The organism is Amycolatopsis sp. FU40, assembly GCF_021903635.1.
Taxonomy (GTDB): domain Bacteria; phylum Actinomycetota; class Actinomycetes; order Mycobacteriales; family Pseudonocardiaceae; genus Amycolatopsis; species Amycolatopsis dendrobii.
The window spans coordinates 7,384,948-7,405,417 of record NZ_CP091381.1; the positions used below are offsets into that span (position 1 = coordinate 7,384,948).

Annotated in this window: 21 protein-coding genes; 13 read left to right on the forward strand and 8 right to left on the reverse strand. The window is 69.1% G+C overall.

The genetic code is table 11. The features are described 5' to 3' along the window. The first annotated feature begins 13 nt into the window (after positions 1-13). From L3Q65_RS34755 to L3Q65_RS34765, 3 genes are read left to right on the forward strand one after another with little or no spacing between them, the layout of a single operon-like run. Positions 14-1,483: an NAD(P)/FAD-dependent oxidoreductase gene (locus L3Q65_RS34755; protein WP_182892819.1), complete on the forward strand. Its 1,470-nt coding sequence runs from the start codon at positions 14-16 to the stop codon at positions 1,481-1,483. After that, positions 1,480-2,340 (forward strand): metal-dependent hydrolase, encoded by an 861-nt coding sequence (locus L3Q65_RS34760; protein ID WP_182892820.1) that lies wholly within the window; start codon positions 1,480-1,482, stop codon positions 2,338-2,340. The genes L3Q65_RS34755 and L3Q65_RS34760 overlap by 4 nt, the downstream gene beginning before the upstream one ends. Next, positions 2,337-3,335 carry a PDR/VanB family oxidoreductase gene (locus L3Q65_RS34765; RefSeq protein ID WP_182892821.1) on the forward strand — a complete coding sequence of 333 codons (999 nt, stop codon included), beginning with the start codon at positions 2,337-2,339 and terminating at the stop codon, positions 3,333-3,335. Before L3Q65_RS34760 ends, L3Q65_RS34765 begins: the two co-directional genes overlap by 4 nt. Here L3Q65_RS34765 and L3Q65_RS34770 read toward each other — a convergent pair. After that, a complete protein-coding gene (locus L3Q65_RS34770) occupies positions 3,332-3,616 on the reverse strand; it encodes a YciI family protein (protein WP_182892822.1) in 285 nt (94 codons plus the stop codon). The genes L3Q65_RS34765 and L3Q65_RS34770 overlap by 4 nt on opposite strands. 197 nt (positions 3,617-3,813) lie before the next feature. Here L3Q65_RS34770 and L3Q65_RS34775 point away from each other — a divergent pair, with 197 nt between their 5' ends. The 4 genes from L3Q65_RS34775 to L3Q65_RS34790 all read left to right on the forward strand — a co-directional run bounded on the left by L3Q65_RS34775 (position 3,814) and on the right by L3Q65_RS34790 (position 7,036). Further along, the gene (locus L3Q65_RS34775; RefSeq protein WP_051172562.1) at positions 3,814-4,389 is read left to right on the forward strand and encodes a SigE family RNA polymerase sigma factor; all 576 of its coding nucleotides are present in this window, start codon (positions 3,814-3,816) and stop codon (positions 4,387-4,389) included. Between the two features lie 52 nt (positions 4,390-4,441). Further along, the gene (gene nagA, locus L3Q65_RS34780; RefSeq protein ID WP_237597598.1) at positions 4,442-5,632 is read left to right on the forward strand and encodes an N-acetylglucosamine-6-phosphate deacetylase; all 1,191 of its coding nucleotides are present in this window, start codon (positions 4,442-4,444) and stop codon (positions 5,630-5,632) included. A 32-nt stretch (positions 5,633-5,664) separates the two neighbouring features. Further along, the gene (locus L3Q65_RS34785) at positions 5,665-6,189 is read left to right on the forward strand and encodes a hypothetical protein (protein WP_182892824.1); all 525 of its coding nucleotides are present in this window, start codon (positions 5,665-5,667) and stop codon (positions 6,187-6,189) included. Positions 6,190-6,331: 142 nt separating this feature from the next. After that, positions 6,332-7,036, forward strand: a complete 705-nt coding sequence (locus tag L3Q65_RS34790; RefSeq protein WP_037808826.1) for a DedA family protein — start codon at positions 6,332-6,334, stop codon at positions 7,034-7,036. A gap of 63 nt (positions 7,037-7,099) precedes the next feature. Here the strand turns inward: L3Q65_RS34790 and L3Q65_RS34795 are convergent, their stop codons facing one another. The 3 genes from L3Q65_RS34795 to L3Q65_RS34805 form a co-directional block, all read right to left on the reverse strand. Then, a complete protein-coding gene (locus tag L3Q65_RS34795) occupies positions 7,100-8,494 on the reverse strand; it encodes an FAD-binding oxidoreductase (RefSeq protein WP_182892825.1) in 1,395 nt (464 codons plus the stop codon). 50 nt (positions 8,495-8,544) lie between these two features. Then, positions 8,545-9,126: a bifunctional 2-polyprenyl-6-hydroxyphenol methylase/3-demethylubiquinol 3-O-methyltransferase UbiG gene (locus L3Q65_RS34800; protein WP_182892826.1), complete on the reverse strand. Its 582-nt coding sequence runs from the start codon at positions 9,124-9,126 to the stop codon at positions 8,545-8,547. A 74-nt stretch (positions 9,127-9,200) separates the two neighbouring features. After that, positions 9,201-10,082 carry an NAD-dependent epimerase/dehydratase family protein gene (locus tag L3Q65_RS34805; protein WP_237597599.1) on the reverse strand — a complete coding sequence of 294 codons (882 nt, stop codon included), beginning with the start codon at positions 10,080-10,082 and terminating at the stop codon, positions 9,201-9,203. Between the two features lie 90 nt (positions 10,083-10,172). Here L3Q65_RS34805 and L3Q65_RS34810 point away from each other — a divergent pair, with 90 nt between their 5' ends. Beyond that, complete coding sequence (locus L3Q65_RS34810) at positions 10,173-10,748, forward strand: TetR/AcrR family transcriptional regulator (RefSeq protein WP_237597600.1); 576 nt, start codon at positions 10,173-10,175, stop codon at positions 10,746-10,748. A gap of 266 nt (positions 10,749-11,014) precedes the next feature. On the opposite strand, the gene L3Q65_RS34815 is transcribed toward L3Q65_RS34810, so the two are convergent. Further along, positions 11,015-12,529, reverse strand: a complete 1,515-nt coding sequence (locus tag L3Q65_RS34815; RefSeq protein WP_182892829.1) for an MFS transporter — start codon at positions 12,527-12,529, stop codon at positions 11,015-11,017. An 89-nt stretch (positions 12,530-12,618) separates the two neighbouring features. Here L3Q65_RS34815 and L3Q65_RS34820 point away from each other — a divergent pair, with 89 nt between their 5' ends. Continuing rightward, positions 12,619-13,191 carry a TetR/AcrR family transcriptional regulator gene (locus tag L3Q65_RS34820; RefSeq protein WP_182892830.1) on the forward strand — a complete coding sequence of 191 codons (573 nt, stop codon included), beginning with the start codon at positions 12,619-12,621 and terminating at the stop codon, positions 13,189-13,191. A gap of 493 nt (positions 13,192-13,684) precedes the next feature. Here the strand turns inward: L3Q65_RS34820 and L3Q65_RS34825 are convergent, their stop codons facing one another. Beyond that, positions 13,685-14,110, reverse strand: coding sequence for a PPOX class F420-dependent oxidoreductase (locus L3Q65_RS34825; RefSeq protein ID WP_237597601.1), 426 nt, complete (start codon positions 14,108-14,110; stop codon positions 13,685-13,687). A gap of 252 nt (positions 14,111-14,362) precedes the next feature. Between L3Q65_RS34825 and L3Q65_RS34830 the strand changes: the two genes are divergently transcribed. The 4 genes from L3Q65_RS34830 to L3Q65_RS34845 all read left to right on the forward strand — a co-directional run bounded on the left by L3Q65_RS34830 (position 14,363) and on the right by L3Q65_RS34845 (position 19,178). Next, complete coding sequence (locus L3Q65_RS34830) at positions 14,363-14,890, forward strand: MarR family winged helix-turn-helix transcriptional regulator (protein WP_182892832.1); 528 nt, start codon at positions 14,363-14,365, stop codon at positions 14,888-14,890. Continuing rightward, positions 14,887-17,514: an MFS transporter gene (locus L3Q65_RS34835; protein ID WP_237597602.1), complete on the forward strand. Its 2,628-nt coding sequence runs from the start codon at positions 14,887-14,889 to the stop codon at positions 17,512-17,514. Before L3Q65_RS34830 ends, L3Q65_RS34835 begins: the two co-directional genes overlap by 4 nt. Next, positions 17,511-18,335 (forward strand): YceI family protein, encoded by an 825-nt coding sequence (locus tag L3Q65_RS34840; RefSeq protein ID WP_182892834.1) that lies wholly within the window; start codon positions 17,511-17,513, stop codon positions 18,333-18,335. The genes L3Q65_RS34835 and L3Q65_RS34840 overlap by 4 nt, the downstream gene beginning before the upstream one ends. A 165-nt stretch (positions 18,336-18,500) precedes the next feature. Then, positions 18,501-19,178 carry a DedA family protein gene (locus L3Q65_RS34845; protein ID WP_182892835.1) on the forward strand — a complete coding sequence of 226 codons (678 nt, stop codon included), beginning with the start codon at positions 18,501-18,503 and terminating at the stop codon, positions 19,176-19,178. 4 nt (positions 19,179-19,182) lie between these two features. On the opposite strand, the gene L3Q65_RS34850 is transcribed toward L3Q65_RS34845, so the two are convergent. Continuing rightward, the gene (locus tag L3Q65_RS34850) at positions 19,183-19,593 is read right to left on the reverse strand and encodes a VOC family protein (protein WP_182892836.1); all 411 of its coding nucleotides are present in this window, start codon (positions 19,591-19,593) and stop codon (positions 19,183-19,185) included. Positions 19,594-19,725: 132 nt separating this feature from the next. Next, a complete protein-coding gene (locus tag L3Q65_RS34855) occupies positions 19,726-20,469 on the reverse strand; it encodes an SDR family oxidoreductase (protein ID WP_237597603.1) in 744 nt (247 codons plus the stop codon). Position 20,470: the final 1 nt, after the last annotated feature.

Consider the following 20,470-nt stretch of genomic DNA (forward strand, 5'->3'; position numbering starts at 1 on the left):
GGAGGCCGACAAGATGACCGAGCGGTTCAAGGTCGTGATCGTGGGCACCGGGTTTTCCGGGCTCGGCCAGGCGATCCAGCTCGAAAAAGCAGGCATCCGGGACTACGTGATCCTGGAGAAGGCCGACGAGGTCGGCGGCACCTGGCGGGACAACTCGTACCCGGGCTGCGCGTGCGACGTGCAGTCGCACATGTACTCGTTCTCCTACGCGCAGAACCCGGACTGGAGCCGGTCGTTCTCGCCGCAGCCGGAGATCTTCGACTACCTCAAGGGCGTCGCCGACAAATACCGGCTGCGGGACAAGATCCGGTTCGGCACCGAGATCACCGGTGCGCACTGGGACGAGAGCGAACGCCGCTGGACGGTGGAGACCAAGGGCGGCACCGAGTTTTCCGCGCAGTTCCTCGTCGCAGGCGTCGGCGGACTGCACATCCCGCAGATCCCGAAACTGCCGGGCATCGCCAAGTTCAAGGGCCAGACCTGGCATTCGGCGCAGTGGAACCACGAGTTCGACCTGGCCGGCAAGCGGGTCGCGGTGATCGGCACCGGCGCGAGCGCGGTGCAGTTCGTGCCGAAGATCGCGCCCGAGGTCGGCGAACTGACGCTGTTCCAGCGCACTCCGCCGTGGATCATGCCGAAGCCGGACCACGCGATGCCGGGCTGGGCGAGGCAGTTGTTCAAGCGCGTTCCGGGCACGCAGCGGCTGTATCGCAACGCGTTGTACTGGATGCTCGAATCCCGCGCGATCGGGTTCAACGGGCATCCGAAACTCATGCAGGCCGCCGAGGTCCTCGCGCGCAGGCACATCGCGAAGGGCATCAAAAACCCCGCGCTGCGCCGGAAAGTCACGCCCGACTACACGATGGGCTGCAAACGCGTCCTGCTGTCGAATGACTACTTCCCCGCACTGGACCGGCCGAACGTCGATGTCGTCACCGACGGCGTCGCCGAGGTCCGCGCGCACAGCATCGTCGACACCGCCGGGGTCGAGCACGAGGTCGACGCGATCATCTACGGCACCGGCTTCAAGGTGACCGACGCGCTGGAGTACCTCGACATCACCGGCGTCGGCGGCCGCGATCTCGCGAAAACCTGGGCCACCGAAGGGATCCAGACGCACAAGGGGATCACCGTGTCCGGGTTCCCCAACCTGTTCTTCCTGCTCGGCCCGAACACCGCGCTCGGCCACAACTCCGTGGTGTTCATGATCGAATCGCAGTCCCGCTACGTGGTCGACGCGATCCGGCTGGCCGATTCCCGCGGCGCGGCGGCACTGGACGTGCGCCCGTCGGTGCAGGACGAATTCCAGGAACAGATCCAGGACAAGCTGGTCAAGGGCGTGTGGACGCAGGGCGGCTGCAAGAGCTGGTACCTCGACGCGAAGGGCGTCAACCGGACGATCTGGCCGGGCTTCACCTGGCGGTACTGGCTGGAGACGCGGCGCGTCGAGCCGAGCGACTACGAGCTGAGCGGCCGGTCATGAGTGCCGATCACGAGCAGATCGTGCTCCACGCGCGCGACGTGGAGTTCGACTGGTCGAAGCTGCCGATGCACTGGATTCCCGGGCAGCCGCAGGCCACGCACAGCATCAACGTGCTGCACCTGGCGCTGCCCGAGGGCGAACGCTGGTTCGTCGAGGTGTTCAAGCAGGCTGTCCCGCTGATCCGCGACGAGCGGCTCAAGGAGGACGTGCTCGGCTTCATCGGCCAGGAGGCGATGCACGCCGTGGCGCACGATGGCGCGGCAGAGCACCTGGAGTCCGCCGGGGTTTCCGTGCGGCCCTATATCGCGCAGATGGAGTGGATGTTCCGGCGGCTGCTCGGCGACCGGCCCGGATCGAGCCGGGAATGGCTGATCGAACGGCTCGCGCTGGTCGCGGCGATCGAGCACTACACGGCGTTTCTCGGCCAGTGGATCCTCGACGCGAAGGAACTCGACGCGGCGGGCGCGGACGAAACGATGCTGGATCTCCTTCGCTGGCACGGCGCGGAGGAGGTCGAGCACCGATCGGTGGCCTACGACCTGTTCTGCCACCTCGACGGCCGCTACGGTCGGCGAGTGCGTTCGATGCTCGTAGTGACGCCGGTACTGGCGTGGATTTTCCTTCGTGGCACCCGATTCCTGATGAAGAACGATCCGACTCGACCCGGCCGCACCAGCTGGCGGGCCTACCGGCGCGCCGCCCGGCAAGGCTTGCTGCCCGGACCGCGCGAACTGCTGCGCGAGATCCGGCCGTACTTCCGGAAGTCGTATCACCCCACCGAAACCGGCAACACCGACCAGGCGGTGGCGTACCTGGCGAGTTCGCCCGCGGCCAAGGCCGCCGACGCTCCGCGATGACCGCACCGCAGTTCCCGCCCCGGCTCGACGGCAGCGGCAGGCGCGACCGGCTGATGTCCACATTGGTCGCGGTCGGCGCGGCTTATCGAAGGCTGGCCGAGGTTTCCGGCCGGCGTCGTCCGCCGGTGCGGGAGGTCGACCGTCGCCTTCCGTTGGTGATCGACGCGGTGCGCGCCGAGGCCGTCGGCGTGGTGAGTCTCCGGCTCGTGCGGCCCGATTCAGCACCGTTGCCCGCGTGGCGTCCGGGCGCGCACATCGACTTGATGCTGCCTTCGGGAGAAGTGCGGCAGTACTCGCTGTGCGGCTCGCCTTCGGACCTGTCGCACTACCGGATCGCCGTGCGGCGCATCGGTTCCGCGTCCGCCGAGGTGCACGCGCTCACCGCCGGAACCCGCGTCACTGTGCGCGGCCCACGTAACGCTTTCCCGTTCGTCGCCGCGCCCGCGTATCACTTCGTGGCGGGCGGAATCGGGATCACGCCGATCCTGCCGATGGTGCGTCGCGCCGAAGCGAGCGGCGCGGATTGGCGGCTGGTTTACACCGGCCGAGACCGGGATTCGATGCCGTTCCTCGACGAACTCCCGGCCGAGCGAGTGCGGATCCGGCCGGACACGGAGTTCGGCATCCCGGCGTCCGGTGCGGAACTGCTGGAGGAAATGCCCGCCGGCGCTTCGGTGTACTGCTGCGGCCCGGTGCCGATGATCACCGGCGTCCGCGTCGACCTGGCCCGCGCGGGTGCCGCCGCGGTCTACTTTGAACGGTTCTCGCCGCCGCCCATCGTGGACGGCGAACCGTTCCGCGTGGTCCTGCGGCGCAGCGGCCGCACCCTCGACGTGCCTGCCGACCGCTCCACGCTCGACGTGGTGCGCGAGGTGCTGCCGGACGTGCCGTACTCGTGTCGCCAGGGTTTCTGCGGCACCTGCGAGGTAGCCGCCGAGGACGGCGGGCGCGTGCGGATTTGTGTCGACCGCGGGCCCGCCGTCCTGGAGCTTTAGTTCTGCGGGGGAACCCAGTCGCCGAGCACCGGCTTGAACTCGCGAACCGTGCGCTCGGCCACGACGCCTTCGAGCGCGTACGGGTCGTTGTCGATCAGCTCGGCCAGCGCCGTCTCGTCCTCGGCCTGCCAGAGCACCAGCCCGCCGGAGTTGTCGGCGAGCGGACCGGCCACCGCGACGCGGCCTGCCTCGATGTGCTCTTTCAGGTAGTCCCGGTGCCGCGGCCGGACGTCGGCCAGCTTCTCCTGGACATAGCGGATTTCGACGAGGTACCAGGCCATGCGCTTACTCCCGGGGTGGACACGACGGTGACGCCGCAGACGCTACCGGTGACCGCCGGGCGGACGCACCATGCGAGCGGTGGCAGCGGCAGGCCAACCCGATAGGCTAGGCGCGGGCGGAACCTGTGTGCACGCTGTGCCTATCGCGCACGCGTTGGGGCCTGCGGAGCGGACACGTCGAGGACAGGCGGGGATACATGCTGGAGGGGAACGCGGAACGCAGCGTCGAGGCGACCCTCGGCCACCTGCGGACCATGGACGGGCCGGTCCCGGCGCAGCCGCCGACCGCCCCGTTGAACCTGGAAGACCTCTACCGGCAGCACCGGATGCGGCTCGTGCGCCTCGCCATCCTGCTGGTCGACGAGCCCGCCACGGCCGAGGACGTCGTGCAGGAGGCGTTCACCGGCCTGCACCGCAACTGGGGCAGGCTGCGCGACGCCGCCGCGGCTGTCGGCTACCTGCGCACCGCGGTGGTCAACGGATCGCGCAGCGTGCTGCGCCGGCGCAAGACCGCCCGCGAGTACGTGCCCCCGCACGCGGTGAACGCCCGGTCCGCGGAAAGCCTCGCGATGCTCTCCAGCGAGCACCAGGCCGTGGTCAACGCCCTGTCGAAGCTTCCGCCGCGCCAGCGCGAGGTGCTCGTGCTGCGCTACTACGGCGGGCTGAGCGAAGCGGAGATTTCGGAAGCCGCGGGCATTTCGAAGGGCACCGTGAAGTCAACCGCCAGCCGGGCGCTGGAGGCGTTGCAGAAGGCAATGCAGCCGCCTCAGTGACCTGGGCGGACCAATCTCGCGCTGGTCGGCCCTCCTTGGTCCAGACCAATATATGCTGGACCGCGTGAAGCACCCCGGAGACTTCGTCATCACGGGCGGCCGCGTCGTGGCCCCGGACCGCGTACTCGACGACGGCTGGCTCGCCGTGTCCGGCGGACAGATCGCCGCGGTAGGCACCGGCACGCCCCCGAGCAGCCCGGACGCCGCGACGGTCGACGTCGCCGGAGCGCTGGTCGTGCCCGGTTTCGTGGACACCCACTGCCACGGCGGAGGCGGCGCGTCGTTCTCGACGCTCGACCCGGACGAGATCCGCACCGCGGTCCGCGCGCACCGGCGCCACGGCACCACGACCATGCTCGCGAGCCTGGTCTCCGACCCGATCGACCTGCTCACCGAGCAGATCGCCGCACTGCGCGAACTCGTGCAGGAGGGCGACCTCGCGGGCATCCACCTGGAGGGCCCGTTCATCTCGCGCGCCCGCTGCGGCGCGCACGACCCGGACACTCTGCGTGAACCGGACACCGGGACGGTCGAGAAGCTGCTGCGCGCCGGGCACGGCTCCATCCGGATGGTCACGCTCGCGCCCGAGCTGAACGGCGGCGTCAAGGCCGTCCGGCAGCTCGCCGAGTCCGGCGTGATCGCCGCGATCGGCCACACCGACGGGGTCGCTGACCAGCTGGTTCCGGCCATCGACGCCGGCGCGACGGTCGCCACCCACCTGTTCAACGGCATGCGCCCGCTGCACCACCGCGAGCCGGGCCCGGTCGGCGTGCTGCTCGACGACGAGCGGGTGACGGTCGAGTTGATCTGCGACCTGGTCCACCTGCACCCGACGGTCGTGCGGCTGGCCGCGCAGCACGCGGGCCGCGGCCGGACGGTGCTGATCACCGACGCCATGTCGGCCACCGACGCCGCCGACGGCCGCTACACCCTGGGCAGGCTGGAGGTCGACGTCCACGACGGCGTCGCCACCCTGGACAACGGTTCGCTGGCCGGAAGCACGCTGACCATGGACAACGCCTTCCGCAACCTGGTGAAGGGTGCGAAACTCGACGTACTGGACGCCGTCCGGGCGACGTCGGCGCGACCCGCCGAACTGCTCGGCATCGCCGACCGCACCGGCGCACTGCGCCCCGGCCTCGCCGCGGACGCCGTGATCCTGGACGACGACCTGCGCCCGTCCCGGGTACTGCACCGGGGCGAATGGGTGGCCGAGGCGGGCCGGGCTACCTTGAGTACGTGACGAGCTAGCACTTCGACAGGCGGACGGAGCGGATGAGCGAGCCGAAAGACCCGGAACGGTTACTGGCCGACGCGCTGCGTGCACAAGCCGTCTTCGCTCCGCACGTCGTGGCGAACCCCGCGGAAGAGCAGGCTGGTTCCGAAGCTTCGGGCACTGGCTCGGTCCAGCCCGGCGCTTCCGGAACGGGCTCGTTCAGCGCAGCCGGCGGCCCTGGCATTTCCGGCCCCGGCGCTGGCGGAACCGGCTCGTTCGGCGCCGCGGCCCAGACTGGCGCGCCGTCGCAGACCGGCCCGACCACCGAACTGCCGCCCAACTACGGCCTGCTGTCCGGAGCGGGCGCCGACTCGCTCGCCCGCGAACGCGCCGCCCTCGACGCGGCCGACACGTCGCCCGGAACCACCGGCTCGATCCCGCCGGTCGGCGCCTCCGACGCGACCGTCCGCCGTCCCGCTCAGGCGGCGCAGAACGGCCCGCTGCCCGCGCACTGGGTCCTGCTGCTGGCAGTGCTGCTCGGCCTCGCCGCCGGGTCCGTCATCGGCCTGCTGACGCTGATCTGAGCCGCGCCGCCGCCCGCGCTTGCCCGGACGACCACTCCGGCAAGGCACTCCAGGGCCAAGTTCTTAACCCCGATCCCACACCGGTGACCTGCGATTCCTTGCCCGATGAGGCCACCGTGAGTCACCCTGTACCGTTTTCGGTGTGATTCTCGCCCAGAACACAGTGACCACCATGTCCCTGCTGCCGTCGTGGCTGGACCCGCAGCATCTGCTGAACGGGCTGACGGCCCCCGTGATCGCCGTGCTGTGCTTGATCATCTTCATCGAGAGCAGCATCTTCCCGGTTCTTCCCGGCGACTCGCTGCTGTTCACCGCGGGCCTGTTCATCGCGAACGGCACGCTGAAGGCTCCGCTGTGGCTGGTGTGCGTGCTGGTCACGGTCGCCGCTCTGCTGGGCAACGTCGTCGGGTACTACCTCGGCTACTTCGTCGGGCCGAAGCTGTTCAGCAGGCCGGACTCGAAGTTCTTCAAGCAGGAGTACGTCGACAAGACGCACACGTTCCTGGAGAAGCACGGCCCGAAGGCCGTCGTGCTGGCCCGGTTCGTGCCGTTCGTGCGGACGTTCATCACCTGGATCGCCGGCATCGGCCGGATGGACCCGAAGCGCTACTTCACGTACACGGTCATCGGCGGCATCCTGTGGGCCGCGGGCATCACCGTGCTGGGGTCGCTGCTGGGCAACATCGGCTTCATCCGGGACAACGTCGACGCGATCTTCGTCCTCATCGTGCTGGTGTCGGTCGTGCCGATCGCCATCGAGTACCTGAAGAGCCGCCGCGAGAAGAAGGCCCGTCCGGCCGACGGTTCGGCCGACGTCACGCAGCAGATCCCGCGCGTGCGCGACTGAGGTTTCTTGGCTGATCGAAGCGGCGTCCGGACTTTCCGGACGCCGCTTCGATCGTTTCCGGGGTCAGTCGGTCATCGAGAACATCGAGCCCGGGTTGAAGAGGTTCTCCGGGTCGAGCGCCTGCTTGATCTGCCGGTGCACGCGGATCCCGACCGGGCCGATTTCGCGGGCGAGCCATTCGCGCTTGATCTTGCCGACGCCGTGCTCGCCGGTCACTGTGCCGCCGAGCGACAGGCCGACCTCAAGGATCTCGTCGAACGCCTGCTGGGCGCGCGCGAACTCGTCCTCGGAATCGGGCGCATAAACGATGGTCGGGTGCATGTTGCCGTCCCCGGCGTGGCCGACGACAGCGATCTTGAGCCCGACCTTCTCGCTGATCCGTTCGCAGCCGCGGATCAGCTCGGCGATCCGGGTGCGGGGCACGCTGACGTCGTCGGTGAGCCAGACGCCGTAGGTCTCCAGCGCGGTCAGCACGACGCGGCGGGCCTGCAGCAGCATCTTGCCCTCTTCGAGGTCGTCCGTGGCGTAGACCAGGTCCGCGCCGCAGTCGGTGCAGATCTGTTCGAGGAGCGCCAGTTCGCGGCGGGCCGCCTCGCCGCCGGCGTCGGACTGGCCGAGCAGCAGGGCCTGACAGTCCGAGCCCGCGCCGAGGTCGGTGTTGAGGTAGGTCTCGGACGCCTTGATCGACGCCGCGTCCATGATCTCCAGCAGCGACGGCACCAACCCCTCGCGCACCGCCCGCGCGACCGCCTCGCCGGCCGCCTCGGTGGTGTTGAACCCGGCGACAAAAGTGGCCGGGGCCTGCGGAAGCGGCCGCAGCGAGACGGTCGCCTGGGTGATGACGCCGAGCGTGCCCTCGCTGCCGATGAACAGCTTGGTCAGGTCGTAACCCGCGACGCCCTTCACCGTGCGGCGACCGGTCTTCAGCAGCGATCCGTCGGCGAGCACGACCTCAAGGCCGAGCACCGAATCCGTGGTCACGCCGTACTTCACGCAGCACAGGCCGCCCGCGTTGGTGGAGAGGTTGCCGCCGATGGTGCACCAGTCGTAGCTGGACGGGTCGGGCGGATAAAACAGGCCGTGCTTCTCGACCGCGGAGCGGAAGTCGAGGTTGACGACGCCCGGCTGCACGACGGCGAGCCGGTTGCCCGCGTCGACCTCGACGATCTCGTTCAGTTTGGTCAGGGAAAGCACGACACAGCCGTCGATCGCGTTGGCCGCACCGGAAAGCCCGCTGCCCGCCCCGCGCGGCACGATGGGAACTCTCGCTTCGGCACAGGCACGGACAGTCGCCTGCACTCCCGCGGTATCCGCCGGAAGCACTACCGCCAACGGTTTTCCCGAGGGAGCGAGCGGCATCATGTCGCGCGCGTAGGCGTCGGTGACGTCAGCGTCGGTGAGCACCGCGGCCGGGCCGAGGTCGTCCCGAAGCCGCTGGAGGAGGGCGTCGTTGCTCATCTCCGCATGGTAAACCGGGATCTCCGCAGTGCGGAATATTAATTCCGATATTAGCTGGTCCGCAGGGCGCGCAGCACGGTGTCCCGGGTGTGCGCGGTGCCCGGCGGAGCTGGCATGACCCGCGGCCGGCTCTCGTTGACGAGGACAGTCCACTCCTCGCCGAGAGCTTGCGCGATGTCGTCCGGCTGACAGTAATCCGCGTGCTCCTCCGACAGGTCCCGCGGATCGTGACCGGCGAAGAGAAACGTCCCGCCCGGCGCGACGGCGTCGAGCAGTTTCCGCAGCACCCGATCGTCTTTGCGGAGCGGGAAATACTGGACGCTGACCAGGTCGAACGCCCTCGCCGGAAGCGGACTCGCAGCCAGATCCGAACACACCCAGGCGATCCCGGCATGAGCGGCGGCCGCCCGCTGCAACGCGGTGCGCGAGATGTCGAGGGCCGTCACCTGCCACCCGCGCGCCGCCAGCCACCGCGCATCGGCCCCTTCGCCGCACCCGACGTCCAACGCCTGCCCCGGCGGCAGCCCCTCGGCCTCGGTGACGAGCACTCCGTTGGGCTCGCCACTGAACACCTGCGCACGACTGCGGTAAAGGTCTTCCCAGAACTGCGCGGTCTCCCCGGACGGAACCATTTTCGCGACCACCTCCGCCGTTCACGATTCCGCTGACCGCGCTGGACAGCAAGGTTCTTTGCCGGAACCGCAATTCAGGCCCGGATGTTCTCCAGGTCCGCCAGCAGGCCGGGGTGTTCCGGTGCCCAGCCGAGCGCTTGCTGGGTGTGCGCACTGGAGGAGGGTTGGTCAGTCGCGAAGAGCGACCCAAGCGGCCCGTAGGTCTCCTCCGGCACCGATTCGACCGGAAGCCCCAGCCGCCGTCCGATGACCGCCGCGGTGTCCACGACCCGAACGCCTTCGTCGGCGACCGCGTGCCAGGCCGTACCAGGCTCCGCCTTCTCCAAAGCGAGCCGGAAAAGCACCGCCGCGTCGAGCGCGTGCACCGCGGGCCACCGCTGCGTCCCGTCGCCCGGATAACCGGACACTCCGGTTTGCCGCGCGATGGTGGTCAGCAGACCGGCAAATCCGCCCTCACCGTTGTTGTGCACCGTGCGCGGCAGGCGTACCGCGGACGTCCGGACCCCACGGTCCGCGAACTCCAACACCTCGGCGACCGTGCGCCCCCTGCCGCCGACGGGCCCGTCAGTCGCAACCGGATCAGCCTCGGTCGACGCGCGACCCGGCGCGTACGGCGTCCCCGAAACCGTGACCAACGGCCGATCGCTTCCGACGAGCACCTCGGCCTGCACCTTGAGCGCCGCCGTTTCCTCGGCGACCGCACTGGCGAGGGCTTCGGCGCTGCTGAACGCATTGGCGAAGGCGAGGTGAATCACCCCGTCTGCTTTGCCCGCGGCCTCGCGGATGACGTCCAGATCAGCCAGCGCACCCCGCACCGGCTCGGCACCAGCCTTCTCGGCCGCCGCGGCGGAAGCTTCCGACCGAGCAAGCGCGACGACCGAGTGGCCATGACCCAGCAGTTCGGCAACGACCGCGGAGCCAATCAACCCGGTCGCTCCGGTGACGAACACGCGCATTGGATTTCTCCCTCACAGTGATGGGACTCTTGTCCCGTCAGACGCTACCAGAGTGACGGGACAAAGGTCTCGTCACATAGGATGGTTTTCATGGCCCGATGGGAACCCGGAGCACGCGAACGGCTGGTCGTAGCGGCCGTCGACCTGTTCGCAGAACAGGGCTACGACGCCACGACGGTCGCGCAGATCGCCGAACGGGCGGGCGTCACGAAGAGCACGTTCTTCCGGCACTTCCCGGACAAGCGGGAGTTGCTGGTAGCGGGACAGGAAACGCTGAGCCGACTGCTCGCGGAGGGAATCGCCGACGCCCCCGCCGACGCCAGCCCGCTGGAAGCCGTCGCGAACGGCCTGCGCCGTGCTGCGACCGCGATGGGCCCGATGAACCGGGAACTCGCCCCGCGATTGAAGGCTGCCGTCGCGGCCAGTACGGAATTGCAGGAACGGGACGCGCTGAAAAGCGTCGGCCTCGCTGCGGCGATGACCGCCGCCCTGACCGCACGGGGACTGCCCGACGCGACTGCGGCGCTCGCTAGCGAGTTGGGGGTGCTGGCTTTCAAGCGGGGGTATTTCGCGTGGTCGGAGAGCGACCACGGGGATGACGATCCGGCGGAGTTTTTGGTGGCCGCACTGGAGGAACTTCGCGCGGCGAGTGCTTCGCTGGACTGACCGGCAGAGCCGAGTCGCAGATTGGCCCGGCGGGCGATGCCGAGGCCCGTGCGGGGAGCCCTGAGGAAAACAGAGTCCCCCAGGGTGCCCCCGCACGGAGTTTCGCAGGAGCGAACGCACCTGACCCCCAAGCAGCGCCAAGGGTTTTCGCTCGCCAAGCGTCGACGGAGCGCAGCCCGACAAGAAGTCTTTTCCTTGTCCGCCAGGCGAAACTGCACAGCCCGGCAGGCAGGCGAGTCTTTGCTCGCGTGCCTGCCGGAACCGAATCACGCCGACATCGCGGCTTCTTCCCGCTGCGCCGCCTGCGGGCGGTTTCGGCGGCGTCCCAACAAGAAGTACGCCTGCAGTGCCGTGTACACGAGGATCGCGGCACCCACCCACGCGCTTGTGTGCAGTGCCGTCACGAAGGATTCTCGGGCGGTGTTCAGCAGTTCCACGCCCTCGGTGGCGGGCAGGGAGTGCGCGGTGGCTACCGCACCGCCCAGCGTGTCGTGGGCTGCGGCGGGGGCGGTGGCTGGCAGGCCTGACTGGTAGACCGCCGTGGCGAGGCTGCCCAGCAGGGCGGTGCCGAGTGCGCCGCCCAGTTCGTAGCCCGTTTCCGAGATCGCCGACGCGGCACCGGCGCGGTTGACCGGGGCGGCGGAGATCACGAGGTCGTTCGTCAGGGTTTCCGACAGGGCCACCCCGCCGCCGACCAGGACGAACGCGATCACGACCGCGGCAAGTCCGGCGTCGGCTCCGATGGTGGTCAGGACCAGGAAGCCGGCCGCGCCGAGCAGCAGGCCCAGGCTGATCAGGACCGGCACCCGGACTCGACGGGCGAGCCAGGCGGCCGCGAGAGCGCCGACGACTCCGGCGACCGTCGCGGGCAGCATCCACAGTGCCGCGACCAGCGGCTTCAGCCCGAGGACCAACTGCAGATACTGCGGCAGCAGGAACAGCAGCCCGACCAGGGCGAACACGCCCAGCAGGTTCGTGATCACCGAGCCGGCGAACTTGCGGTTGGCGAACAGTCGAAGGTCCAGCATCGGCTGGTCGAGCCGCCGCTGCCGGCGGACGAACGCCGCGCCCAGCGCGAGGCCGAGCACCATCGCGGCCCCGGCCAGCCAGGTCAGTCCTTCGGTCGCGGCGATCTTCACGCCGTAGACGACCGGCAGCATCGTGCCGAGCGACAGCAGCGCCGACCACGGGTCGAAGCGGCCCGGGTTCGGGTCGCGGAACTCCGGCAGCAGCAACGGGCCCGCCACGAGCAGCAGCACCATCACCGGCACGTTGATCAGGAAGACCGAACCCCACCAGAAGTGCTCGAGCAGCCATCCGCCGACGACCGGGCCGACCGCCATCCCGCCGGAGAACGCCGCGCTCCAGATCGCGACCGCGGTACGTCGCGTGCGGTCCTCGGTGAAGATGCTGCGGATCAGCGACAGCGTGGACGGCATCAGCGTCGCGCCGCCGACGCCCAGCAGCGCCCGCGCGACGATCAGCATCAGCGGCGACGTGGCGAACGCCGCCAGCACCGAGGCCGCGCCGAACGCCGCACCGCCGATGAGCAGCAGCCGCCGTCTGCCGATCCGGTCGCCCAGCGTGCCCATGAAGACCAGCAATCCGGCCAGGACGAACGAGTAGACGTCGACGATCCACAGCTGTTCCGCACCCGTGGGCGCGAGATCCTCGCTGAGATAGGGGAGGGCGAACCCCAGGACTGTCGTGTCCACGCTGATCAAGAGCACTGGCAGCACCAGCACTGCCAAAGCCCACCACTGGCCTCCGCGCCGCACCATGGCGCACTCTTCCTTCCTTGTACCGTCCAGACGGTACAGTTTCGTTCCTGAGGTAGAAGGTAAACCGTCTGGACGGTATAGTCAAGGCGATGGCTAAACCTTCAGCACGTGAACGCATCCTCGGCTCGTACGAGGTCATCCTCGCCGACCGCGGCCCGGCCGAGATCACGCTCGACGCGGTCGCGGCGCACGCCGGGGTGTCCAAGGGCGGCCTGCTCTACCACTTCGGTTCGAAGGACGCCCTGCGCGACGGCCTGCTCGAACGCCTGGAGCGGCTGACCGACGAGGACCTCGAACGCGCGCGCAACGCACCGGAGGGCGTGGTCCGGCACTACCTGCGTTCGTCGATCACCGACGTCACGAGCGATCTCGCGCTGCACCGCACGACGATGGCCGCGCTCCGGCTGGTGCTCAACGACCCGATCGCGGCGGAGGTGTCGCGGCGCTGCACCGAGCGCACCCGCGCGGTGATGCTCGAGCACGTCGAGGACCCGCTGACCGCGGAGCTGGTGATGCTGGTCGGCGAGGGCCTCTACATGCGCGCGGCGCTGGGCGAGGAGGCGACGGACAGCCTCCTGGCGCAGATCGAGGACATCGCCGACCGGATCGAGGCCGGGGCGCCGGTCAAGGCGACGGTCGCGGCGGGACACCGGAAGGGCTGAGCCGCCGGGGCGGCAGGGCACGGCGAAAGCCGGCGCGACCAGACTGGTGCCGGGCAACACGAATGCCGGAGCACCCGCACGAATCGACTGGTCTAAGGCCGAGAGCCAGAACCCCCCGGGGCACCAGTCAAAGCGGCAAAAGGCGGCCGGGCTGGCGGCCCCAGCGAGGCAACCCAGGATCGAAGCCAGCCCGAAATCCCCCAGGGCACCGGCTCAAGCGCCCAAAGACAGCCGAGCTCGCACCCCAGCGAAGCGAGCCCGAACCGAGGCCAGCGCGAGACCCCCAGGGCACCGGCTCAAGCGCCCAAAGACAGCCGGACTGGCGACCCCAGCGAAGCGACCCCGAACCGAGGCCAGCCCGAAACCCCCAAGGGCACCAGCCCAAGCACCCAAAGACAGCCGGGCTCGCACCCCCAGCGAAGCGACCCCGAACCGAGGCCAGCCCGAATCCCCAGGCGCGCAAGCGAAATCCCGCGAAGGACAGCCGCAAACCTCAGCGCGCCAGCCCGTAAACCCGCTCGATCTCCACCGTCAGCACCAGCCGCCGATCCGCCACCATCGCCGCGCGGTACTCCGCCCAGTCCGGATGCTCGCCCGCCACCTTGCGGTACAGCGCGATCAACGCCTCCACCGCCTCGTCGTCCGGTGCCGCGGCGACCGGCGACAGCACCGCCCGCCCCTCTGCCACCGCGTACGACCAGCCATTCGACGACGCCACGTGGTAGCTCACCCGCGGATCCCGGCGCATGTTCTTCGTCTTCGCGCGCGTGTCCGTGATCGACACCTGCAACTGGCGAGCGTCGCGGTCGAAGTAATGCGTCACCGTCGACAGCTGCGGGCGGCCGTCCCGTTTCAGGGTCGCCAGCACCCCCTGCTTGCCCGCCGCGATGAGGTCGTAGAGCGCTGTGTCGTCAGTCATACCTCTATGAAACCCGGGCGAGGAGGATCTGTTCCCGCTCCGAAACCCCCAGTGACCAGCGGTGTCCCCATATCGGGTGAAACCGGACGATACCCCTCCGGTTGAAATCTGCTTGCATGCGGCAACTAAAGTGTCTTGTGACACAACCGGGGGTCGGCCGCTTGCGAAATACGCCGTACGGGCACACTCTTGCTTAAGGCAACTAGTTGCAGTCGCCAACCAATGGTTTGCTCCACCCCAAGGAAGACCCACATGGCACCTCAGAACTCCGCCGTCAGGCCAGAGGCCGACCTCGACCTTGCCGACCAGCTCGGACACGAGCTGGTCCGGTTCATGCGCTTGATCACCAAGGCGAAGTCCCAGGTCGCCAAGCACGGACCGGACGGGATCGAGAGGGCCGCGTACGCGATCCTCTTCTGCCTCGTCCACGAAGGCCCGCAACGCACCAGCAAGCTGGCCGAGTTCCTGCACTCGGAGATCTCCACGATCAGCAGGCAGTCCAGCTCGCTCGTGCAGCACGGACTCGTCGAACGGCAGGCCGACCCCGAGGACGGCCGCGCCTGCTTGCTCGCCCCGACCGCCGAAGGCCTCCGCGTCTTCGACGAAAACCGCAAGCACCGCGCCCGGTGGCTGGCCGAAGTACTCGGCGATTGGAGCCAGGAGGAGCGCGAGACGCTCAACGAGCTTCTCGCGCGGCTCAACACAGGTATCGAAAAGAACAATCCGTCGCTGTCCGACACCGCGGCGACGGCACAGGCCAAGGGGGCCTCGAACGCATGACGTCCACCGTTGAAAAACAACCTCAGTCGCGAGGGGGAGCGCCCGCTGAAGACAGCGAGGGCGGTCCGCGGCTGACCCACCGCCAAATCGTCACGATCATCAGCGGCCTGATGTGCGGCATGTTCCTCGCCGCGCTCGACCAGACGATCGTGGGCACCTCGATCGTCCGGATCGCCAACGACCTGCACGGCTTCGATCTGCAGGCGTGGGCGACCACGGCGTACCTGATCACCTCGACGATCGCGACGCCGATCTACGGCAAGCTTTCCGACATCTACGGCCGCAAGCCGTTCTACCTCGCCGCGATCGCGATCTTCGTCGTCGGTTCGGCCGCCGCGTCGGCTTCGACGACGATGTACGAACTGGCCGCGTTCCGCGCGGTGCAGGGTCTCGGCGCCGGCGGTCTGATGTCGCTGGCCATGACGATCATCGGCGACGTGGTCCCGCCGCGGGAACGCCCGCGCTACCAGGGCTACTTCCTCGCCGTGTTCGGCATCTCGACTGTGCTCGGCCCGGTGCTCGGCGGCTTCTTCGCCGGCTTCGACACCCTCGGCGGCCTGCACGGCTGGCGCTGGGTCTTCCTGATCAACGTGCCGATCGGCATCGTCGCGCTGTTCGTCGTCGCGAAGGTGCTGAACGTTCCGCACAACCGCCACGACCACAAGATCGACTGGTGGGGCGCGCTCACCATGGTCATCGCCGTGGTGCCGTTCCTGATTGTCGCCGAACAAGGCCAGAAGTGGGGCTGGGGCGACCAGAAGTCGATCTGGATGTACGTCATCGGCGGCGTCGGCGTCGTGTTGTTCATCGTCGTTGAGAAGCTGATGAAGGACGCCGCGCTGATTCCGTTGCGGCTGTTCAAGAACTCGACCTTCACCGTCGCCATCATCGGCGGCGTGATCGTCGGTGTGGCGATGTTCGGCGCGATCACGATGATCCCGCAGTACCTGCAGGTTGTGCAGGGCTACTCGCCGACCGAATCGGGTCTGCTGATGCTGCCGCTGATGGTCGGCATCATGTCCGCCTCGATCATCTCCGGCCGGATCACCTCGAAGACCGGGCGCTACAAGATCTTCCCGGTCGTCGGCACGATTCTGATCGCGGCGGGCGCGTTCTTCTTCGCGCTGGTCAAGTACGACACCCCGATCTGGCACCCGCTGGTGGCCGCGCTGATCATCGGTCTCGGCCTCGGCCAGTGCATGCAGACGCTGATCATCGCGGTGCAGAACGCGGGCCCGCGCAAGGACATGGGCGTGTCGACCGCGTCGGCCACGTTCTTCCGCCAGATCGGCGGTACCGCGGGTGTCGCGGTGTTCCTGACGATTCTGTTCAACGTGCTGCCGGGCAACATCACCAAGGCCTTCGGCGGCCACCTGCCTCCGGGCGGGGGCGCCAACCTCGGCGACCTGTCGAGCAACACGAGCGTCATCCAGACGCTGCCGGAAGCGGTGCGCACGCCGATCCTGATCGGCTTCACCGAGTCCATCACCACGGTGTTCTGGGTCGCGGGCGGCGTCGCGCTGCTGGCCACGCTGGTGCTGCTGTTCATGAAGGAGATCCCGCTGGCGGGCATGAACCCGGCCGCGGCGGCCGTCGAAGGCGGCGAAGCGCTGCTGGACCTGGACGAACCCACCCCGGCCCCGGCCGCGGACGACACCGCCGAGATCAAGACCGGTTCGCTGTTCGAAGAAGCCCCGAAGGAGCCGGTGCTCGTCGGAGCGGGCGGGAGGCACGCGTTGACCAACGGGCACGGCGACCCCCAAGCGGTGACTGACGCCCGGCCGATGCCGATCACCAACTCGGTGGCCGACGCCGAATTCGGCACGGCCACCGGCTCGGGCGGCGTCCCGGTCACCGGCCACGTGCGCCGCCAGGACGGCAGCCACGTGAGCGCGGCCGCGCTGACCCTGATCGACCAGCAGGGCCGTCAGGTGGCGCGGGCGACCGGCAACGGCGACGGCAGCTACTCGATCCCGACCCAGGGTCCGGGGACGTACGTGCTGATCGTGTCCGCGCCCGGGCACCAGCCGCAGGCCTCCAGCGTGGTGGTCGGCGGGCACCCGGCGAACCTCGACGTCACGCTCACCGGGTCCGGCGAGCTGACCGGCGTGGTCCGTTCGATCGGCACCGCGACCCCGCTGGCCAACGCGACGGTCACGCTGACCGACTCGCGCGGCGAGGTCAACGGCGCGTTCATCACCGCCGAGGACGGCGTCTACACCTTCAGCGGCGTCGGCGCCGGGCAGTACACGCTGGTCGCGAGCGGCCCGCACTACCGCCCGGTCGCGGTCACGCTGACGGTGCCGGACAGCGGTGTGCTGCGCCACGACGTCGAACTCGCTGGCGCGGTGCTGCTCCAGGGCGTCGCGCGCACCGAGGGCGACCGGATCGTGCCGGACGCGCGGATCACCGTGCTCGACGCGAACGGCAACGTCGCGGCGGTGGCCCGCACCGACAGCGAGGGCCGCTACGTGGTCAGCGACCTGCCGATCGGCTCCTACACGGTCGTGGCGAGCGGGTACCCGCCCGCCACCAGCCAGGTGACGCTGAACGACGGCGAGGCCCAGCACGACGTGCGGCTGAGCTATGACCAGGCGCTCGACGAGCTGGTCGACCGGTCATGAGCGGGGGCCTGCGCGCACAGCTGCGCTCGAACGGCGGATGGCCGGTCGAGAACGCGGTGCTCACGGTCACCGACTTGAACGGACGACAGGTCGCTCGGCAGGTCACGGACGCGAAGGGGGCAGTGGTCACTGACCCGCTGCCCCCGGGCGTCTACACCGCCGTGATCACCGCGCCGGGGTACACGCCGCTGGCCCGTACCGTGCAGATCGGTTCCGACGGGGCCGGGCTGCTCGGCGACATCGCGCTCGTGCCGGTTTCCGGCGCGGTCGAGCTGCCGCCGGAGGGTCCGTGGACGATCGACCCGATGCACTCGTCGGTGGTCGCCACTGCGCGGCACATGGGCATCGCGAGCATCAAGGTGCGGTTCCCGGACGTGGCCGGCCGGATCGAGGTCGCCCGGCCGGTCGAGCGGTCGAGCGTGCACGCCGAGATCAAGGCGGGCAGCATCGAAAGCGGCATCAAGATGCGGGACGACCACCTGCGTTCGGCCGAATTCCTCGACGTCGACGCGTATCCGCTCATCACGTTCGAAAGCACCGGGCTTTCCCAGCTCGGCACGGACAACTGGGCGCTGCGCGGCGTGCTGACGCTGCACGGCGAACGCCGCGACGTCACGCTCGACCTGCGCTACACCGGGCACGGCCCGGACCCGTGGGGCGGCGTGCGCGCCGCGTTCCACGCCGAAACGCAATTGCACCGCAACGATTTCGCGATCAACTACAGCGCGATGGTGCGGGCGGGCGTGGCCGCGATCGGCACGACCGTCAAGGTGGAGCTGGACATCGAGGCGGTGCAGGGCGAGTCCCTGCCGCAGTTCTAGAGAAAACCGCGACGGGCCGCCCGGGAACTGTTCCGGGCGGCCTGTTCGTTGTCCTGGGCGAAAAGGGTGAACAGTCTGGTTATCCCAGGAATACCCAAAGTCACCGTATGCGGAGGATTCGATGGTTGCGTACTGCAGCCGGTCCCAGCCACGTAGGCTCTTCGCGTGAACCTCGACGCCGCCCAGCCCGCGCACGCCGCGGGAATCGGCCTGAGCTGGCTGGACACCGCCGGCCCGGTGCTCGTCTGGGTCATCGTGCTGTCGTTCGTGCTCATCGAGTGCGCGCTCATCATCGGGCTGTTCCTGCCGGGCGATTCCCTGCTGTTCGGCGCGGGCGTGGTGCTCGCGCAGCACGGCTCGGACCTCAACGCGTGGCTGCTTTCCGGAGCCGCACTGGTCACCGCCGTGTTCGGCAACCAGATCGGCTACTACATCGGCCGCGGCGCGGGCACCACGCTGATCGCCCGGCGCGGCGGGCGGATGCTCAACCGGCACAACCTCGAACGCGCGCAAGCCTTCCTGGACCGCAAGGGATTTTTCGCGATCGTCGCGGCCAGGTGGATCCCGTGGATCCGCACGCTGGCCCCGCTCATCGCGGGCGCCGCGCGGATGGATTCGCGGCGGTTCCTGCTCGCCACCACCGTCGGCGGGCTGCTGTGGGTGCCGACGCTGGTGCTGCTCGGCTACTACGGCGCGGGCCTGCTCGACGCCATCCCGTGGGTCAAGACCGCCGCACTGTGGGTGAGCATCGCGTTCTTCGTGTTCGGCACCGCGTACGGCGTGCTGCGCTACCGCCAGGAAATGCGGCGTCCGGTCGACGAACCCGACGACGCGCACGCCTGAGTTTTCAGGACGGGTCGGACCAGACTTCCAGCTGGATACCGTCCGGATCGCGGAACACGATCACCGCGGAGCCTTCGAAGGTCTGCGATTCCGTCGCGGGCAGGTAGGAAACGCCGTACTCCCGCAGGCGGTCCTCCCATTCGGCGACCTCGGCGCGGGACGACACCGAGAACGCGACATGGTCCAGACCAGTTCGTCTTTCGTCGAACGCGGGTCTCTCGGTGTCGGGATGCTGGACCAGCACGACGGAGAATCCGTCTCCCGCCGAACGCAGAACTACTTTGCGCACCCCGGTTTCCGGGTCTTCGCGCCGATGGCTTTCCTCGAGGTCGAGCACCCGGACGTACCAGGGAACACTTCGGTCCACATCGGTCACGGTGAGCGCCAGATGGTGCACAGACGTGAGCTTGGGCATGACTTTCGCGGCCGTCCTTTCAACCCCTCGTTCCAGACTCGCACACCGGGACAACCGCTACGGGCGAGTTGACCGAGTTCCGGGGTCAATCGTGATCTGCCCGTCTCCCGGCGTCTCACTGTCCGAGATGGATCAGCGGCCGCCGCCGACCTCCAGCACCGCGCCCACCGTGAAGGACGCCTCCGGGGAGAGCAGCCACAGCACGGCCGCGGCGATCTCTTCCGGCTGGCCCGCGCGCCGGAGCGGGATCACGGCGCTGAACCGCTCGGGCCGGTCCGGCATCCCCGCGGCGGCGTGCAATCCGGTCTCGACCAGGCCTGGCGACACGGCGTTGACCCGAATCCCCTCGTCGGCGACTTCCTGAGCGAGACCGAAGCTGAGCGTGTTGACCGCGGCCTTGGACGCCGCGTAGTGCACCCATTCGCCTGCCGACCCGGTCCGCGAGGCCGTGGAGGACACGTTCACGATCGCTCCGCCGGACCCGCCGTAGCGCGTCGACATCCGCCGCACCGCCTCCCGGCAGCACAGGAAAACGCCAGTGACGTTGATGTCCAGCACCCGCCGGACGGTCTCGGCGCTCTGCTCGTCGAGCCGGCCGGGGGTGTTGCCGGTGATGCCCGCGTTGTTCACCAAGCCGACAAGCAGCCCCAGCTCGACCGCCGCCGAAAAAAGGCCGCTGACCTGCTGTTCGTCAGACACATCGGCACGGTGCGCAAGCGCTTGCGCACCGTGGGACCGCGCCCGCTCGGCGACCTCCTCGGCCGGTGCCGAGTCGCCGGAGTAGTTCACCACCACGTCGTAACCGCGGGTCGCGGCCAGTTCACAGATCGCCGCGCCGATGCCCCGGCTGCCGCCGGTGACGACCAAAACCCCCACC

Excerpts from the sequence above, each read along its gene's own strand:
- L3Q65_RS34755 (WP_182892819.1), top strand. The coding sequence starts at position 14 with ATGACCGAGCGGTTCAAGGTCGTGATCGTGGGCACCGGGTTTTCCGGG.
- L3Q65_RS34760 (WP_182892820.1), top strand. The coding sequence starts at position 1,480 with ATGAGTGCCGATCACGAGCAGATCGTGCTCCACGCGCGCGACGTGGAG.
- L3Q65_RS34765 (WP_182892821.1), top strand. The coding sequence starts at position 2,337 with ATGACCGCACCGCAGTTCCCGCCCCGGCTCGACGGCAGCGGCAGGCGC.
- L3Q65_RS34770 (WP_182892822.1), bottom strand. The coding sequence starts at position 3,616 with ATGGCCTGGTACCTCGTCGAAATCCGCTATGTCCAGGAGAAGCTGGCC.
- L3Q65_RS34775 (WP_051172562.1), top strand. The coding sequence starts at position 3,814 with ATGCTGGAGGGGAACGCGGAACGCAGCGTCGAGGCGACCCTCGGCCAC.
- nagA (WP_237597598.1), top strand. The coding sequence starts at position 4,442 with ATGCTGGACCGCGTGAAGCACCCCGGAGACTTCGTCATCACGGGCGGC.
- L3Q65_RS34785 (WP_182892824.1), top strand. The coding sequence starts at position 5,665 with ATGAGCGAGCCGAAAGACCCGGAACGGTTACTGGCCGACGCGCTGCGT.
- L3Q65_RS34795 (WP_182892825.1), bottom strand. The coding sequence starts at position 8,494 with ATGAGCAACGACGCCCTCCTCCAGCGGCTTCGGGACGACCTCGGCCCG.
- L3Q65_RS34800 (WP_182892826.1), bottom strand. The coding sequence starts at position 9,126 with ATGGTTCCGTCCGGGGAGACCGCGCAGTTCTGGGAAGACCTTTACCGC.
- L3Q65_RS34805 (WP_237597599.1), bottom strand. The coding sequence starts at position 10,082 with ATGCGCGTGTTCGTCACCGGAGCGACCGGGTTGATTGGCTCCGCGGTC.
- L3Q65_RS34810 (WP_237597600.1), top strand. The coding sequence starts at position 10,173 with ATGGCCCGATGGGAACCCGGAGCACGCGAACGGCTGGTCGTAGCGGCC.
- L3Q65_RS34815 (WP_182892829.1), bottom strand. The coding sequence starts at position 12,529 with ATGGTGCGGCGCGGAGGCCAGTGGTGGGCTTTGGCAGTGCTGGTGCTG.
- L3Q65_RS34820 (WP_182892830.1), top strand. The coding sequence starts at position 12,619 with ATGGCTAAACCTTCAGCACGTGAACGCATCCTCGGCTCGTACGAGGTC.
- L3Q65_RS34825 (WP_237597601.1), bottom strand. The coding sequence starts at position 14,110 with ATGACTGACGACACAGCGCTCTACGACCTCATCGCGGCGGGCAAGCAG.
- L3Q65_RS34830 (WP_182892832.1), top strand. The coding sequence starts at position 14,363 with ATGGCACCTCAGAACTCCGCCGTCAGGCCAGAGGCCGACCTCGACCTT.
- L3Q65_RS34835 (WP_237597602.1), top strand. The coding sequence starts at position 14,887 with ATGACGTCCACCGTTGAAAAACAACCTCAGTCGCGAGGGGGAGCGCCC.
- L3Q65_RS34840 (WP_182892834.1), top strand. The coding sequence starts at position 17,511 with ATGAGCGGGGGCCTGCGCGCACAGCTGCGCTCGAACGGCGGATGGCCG.
- L3Q65_RS34850 (WP_182892836.1), bottom strand. The coding sequence starts at position 19,593 with ATGCCCAAGCTCACGTCTGTGCACCATCTGGCGCTCACCGTGACCGAT.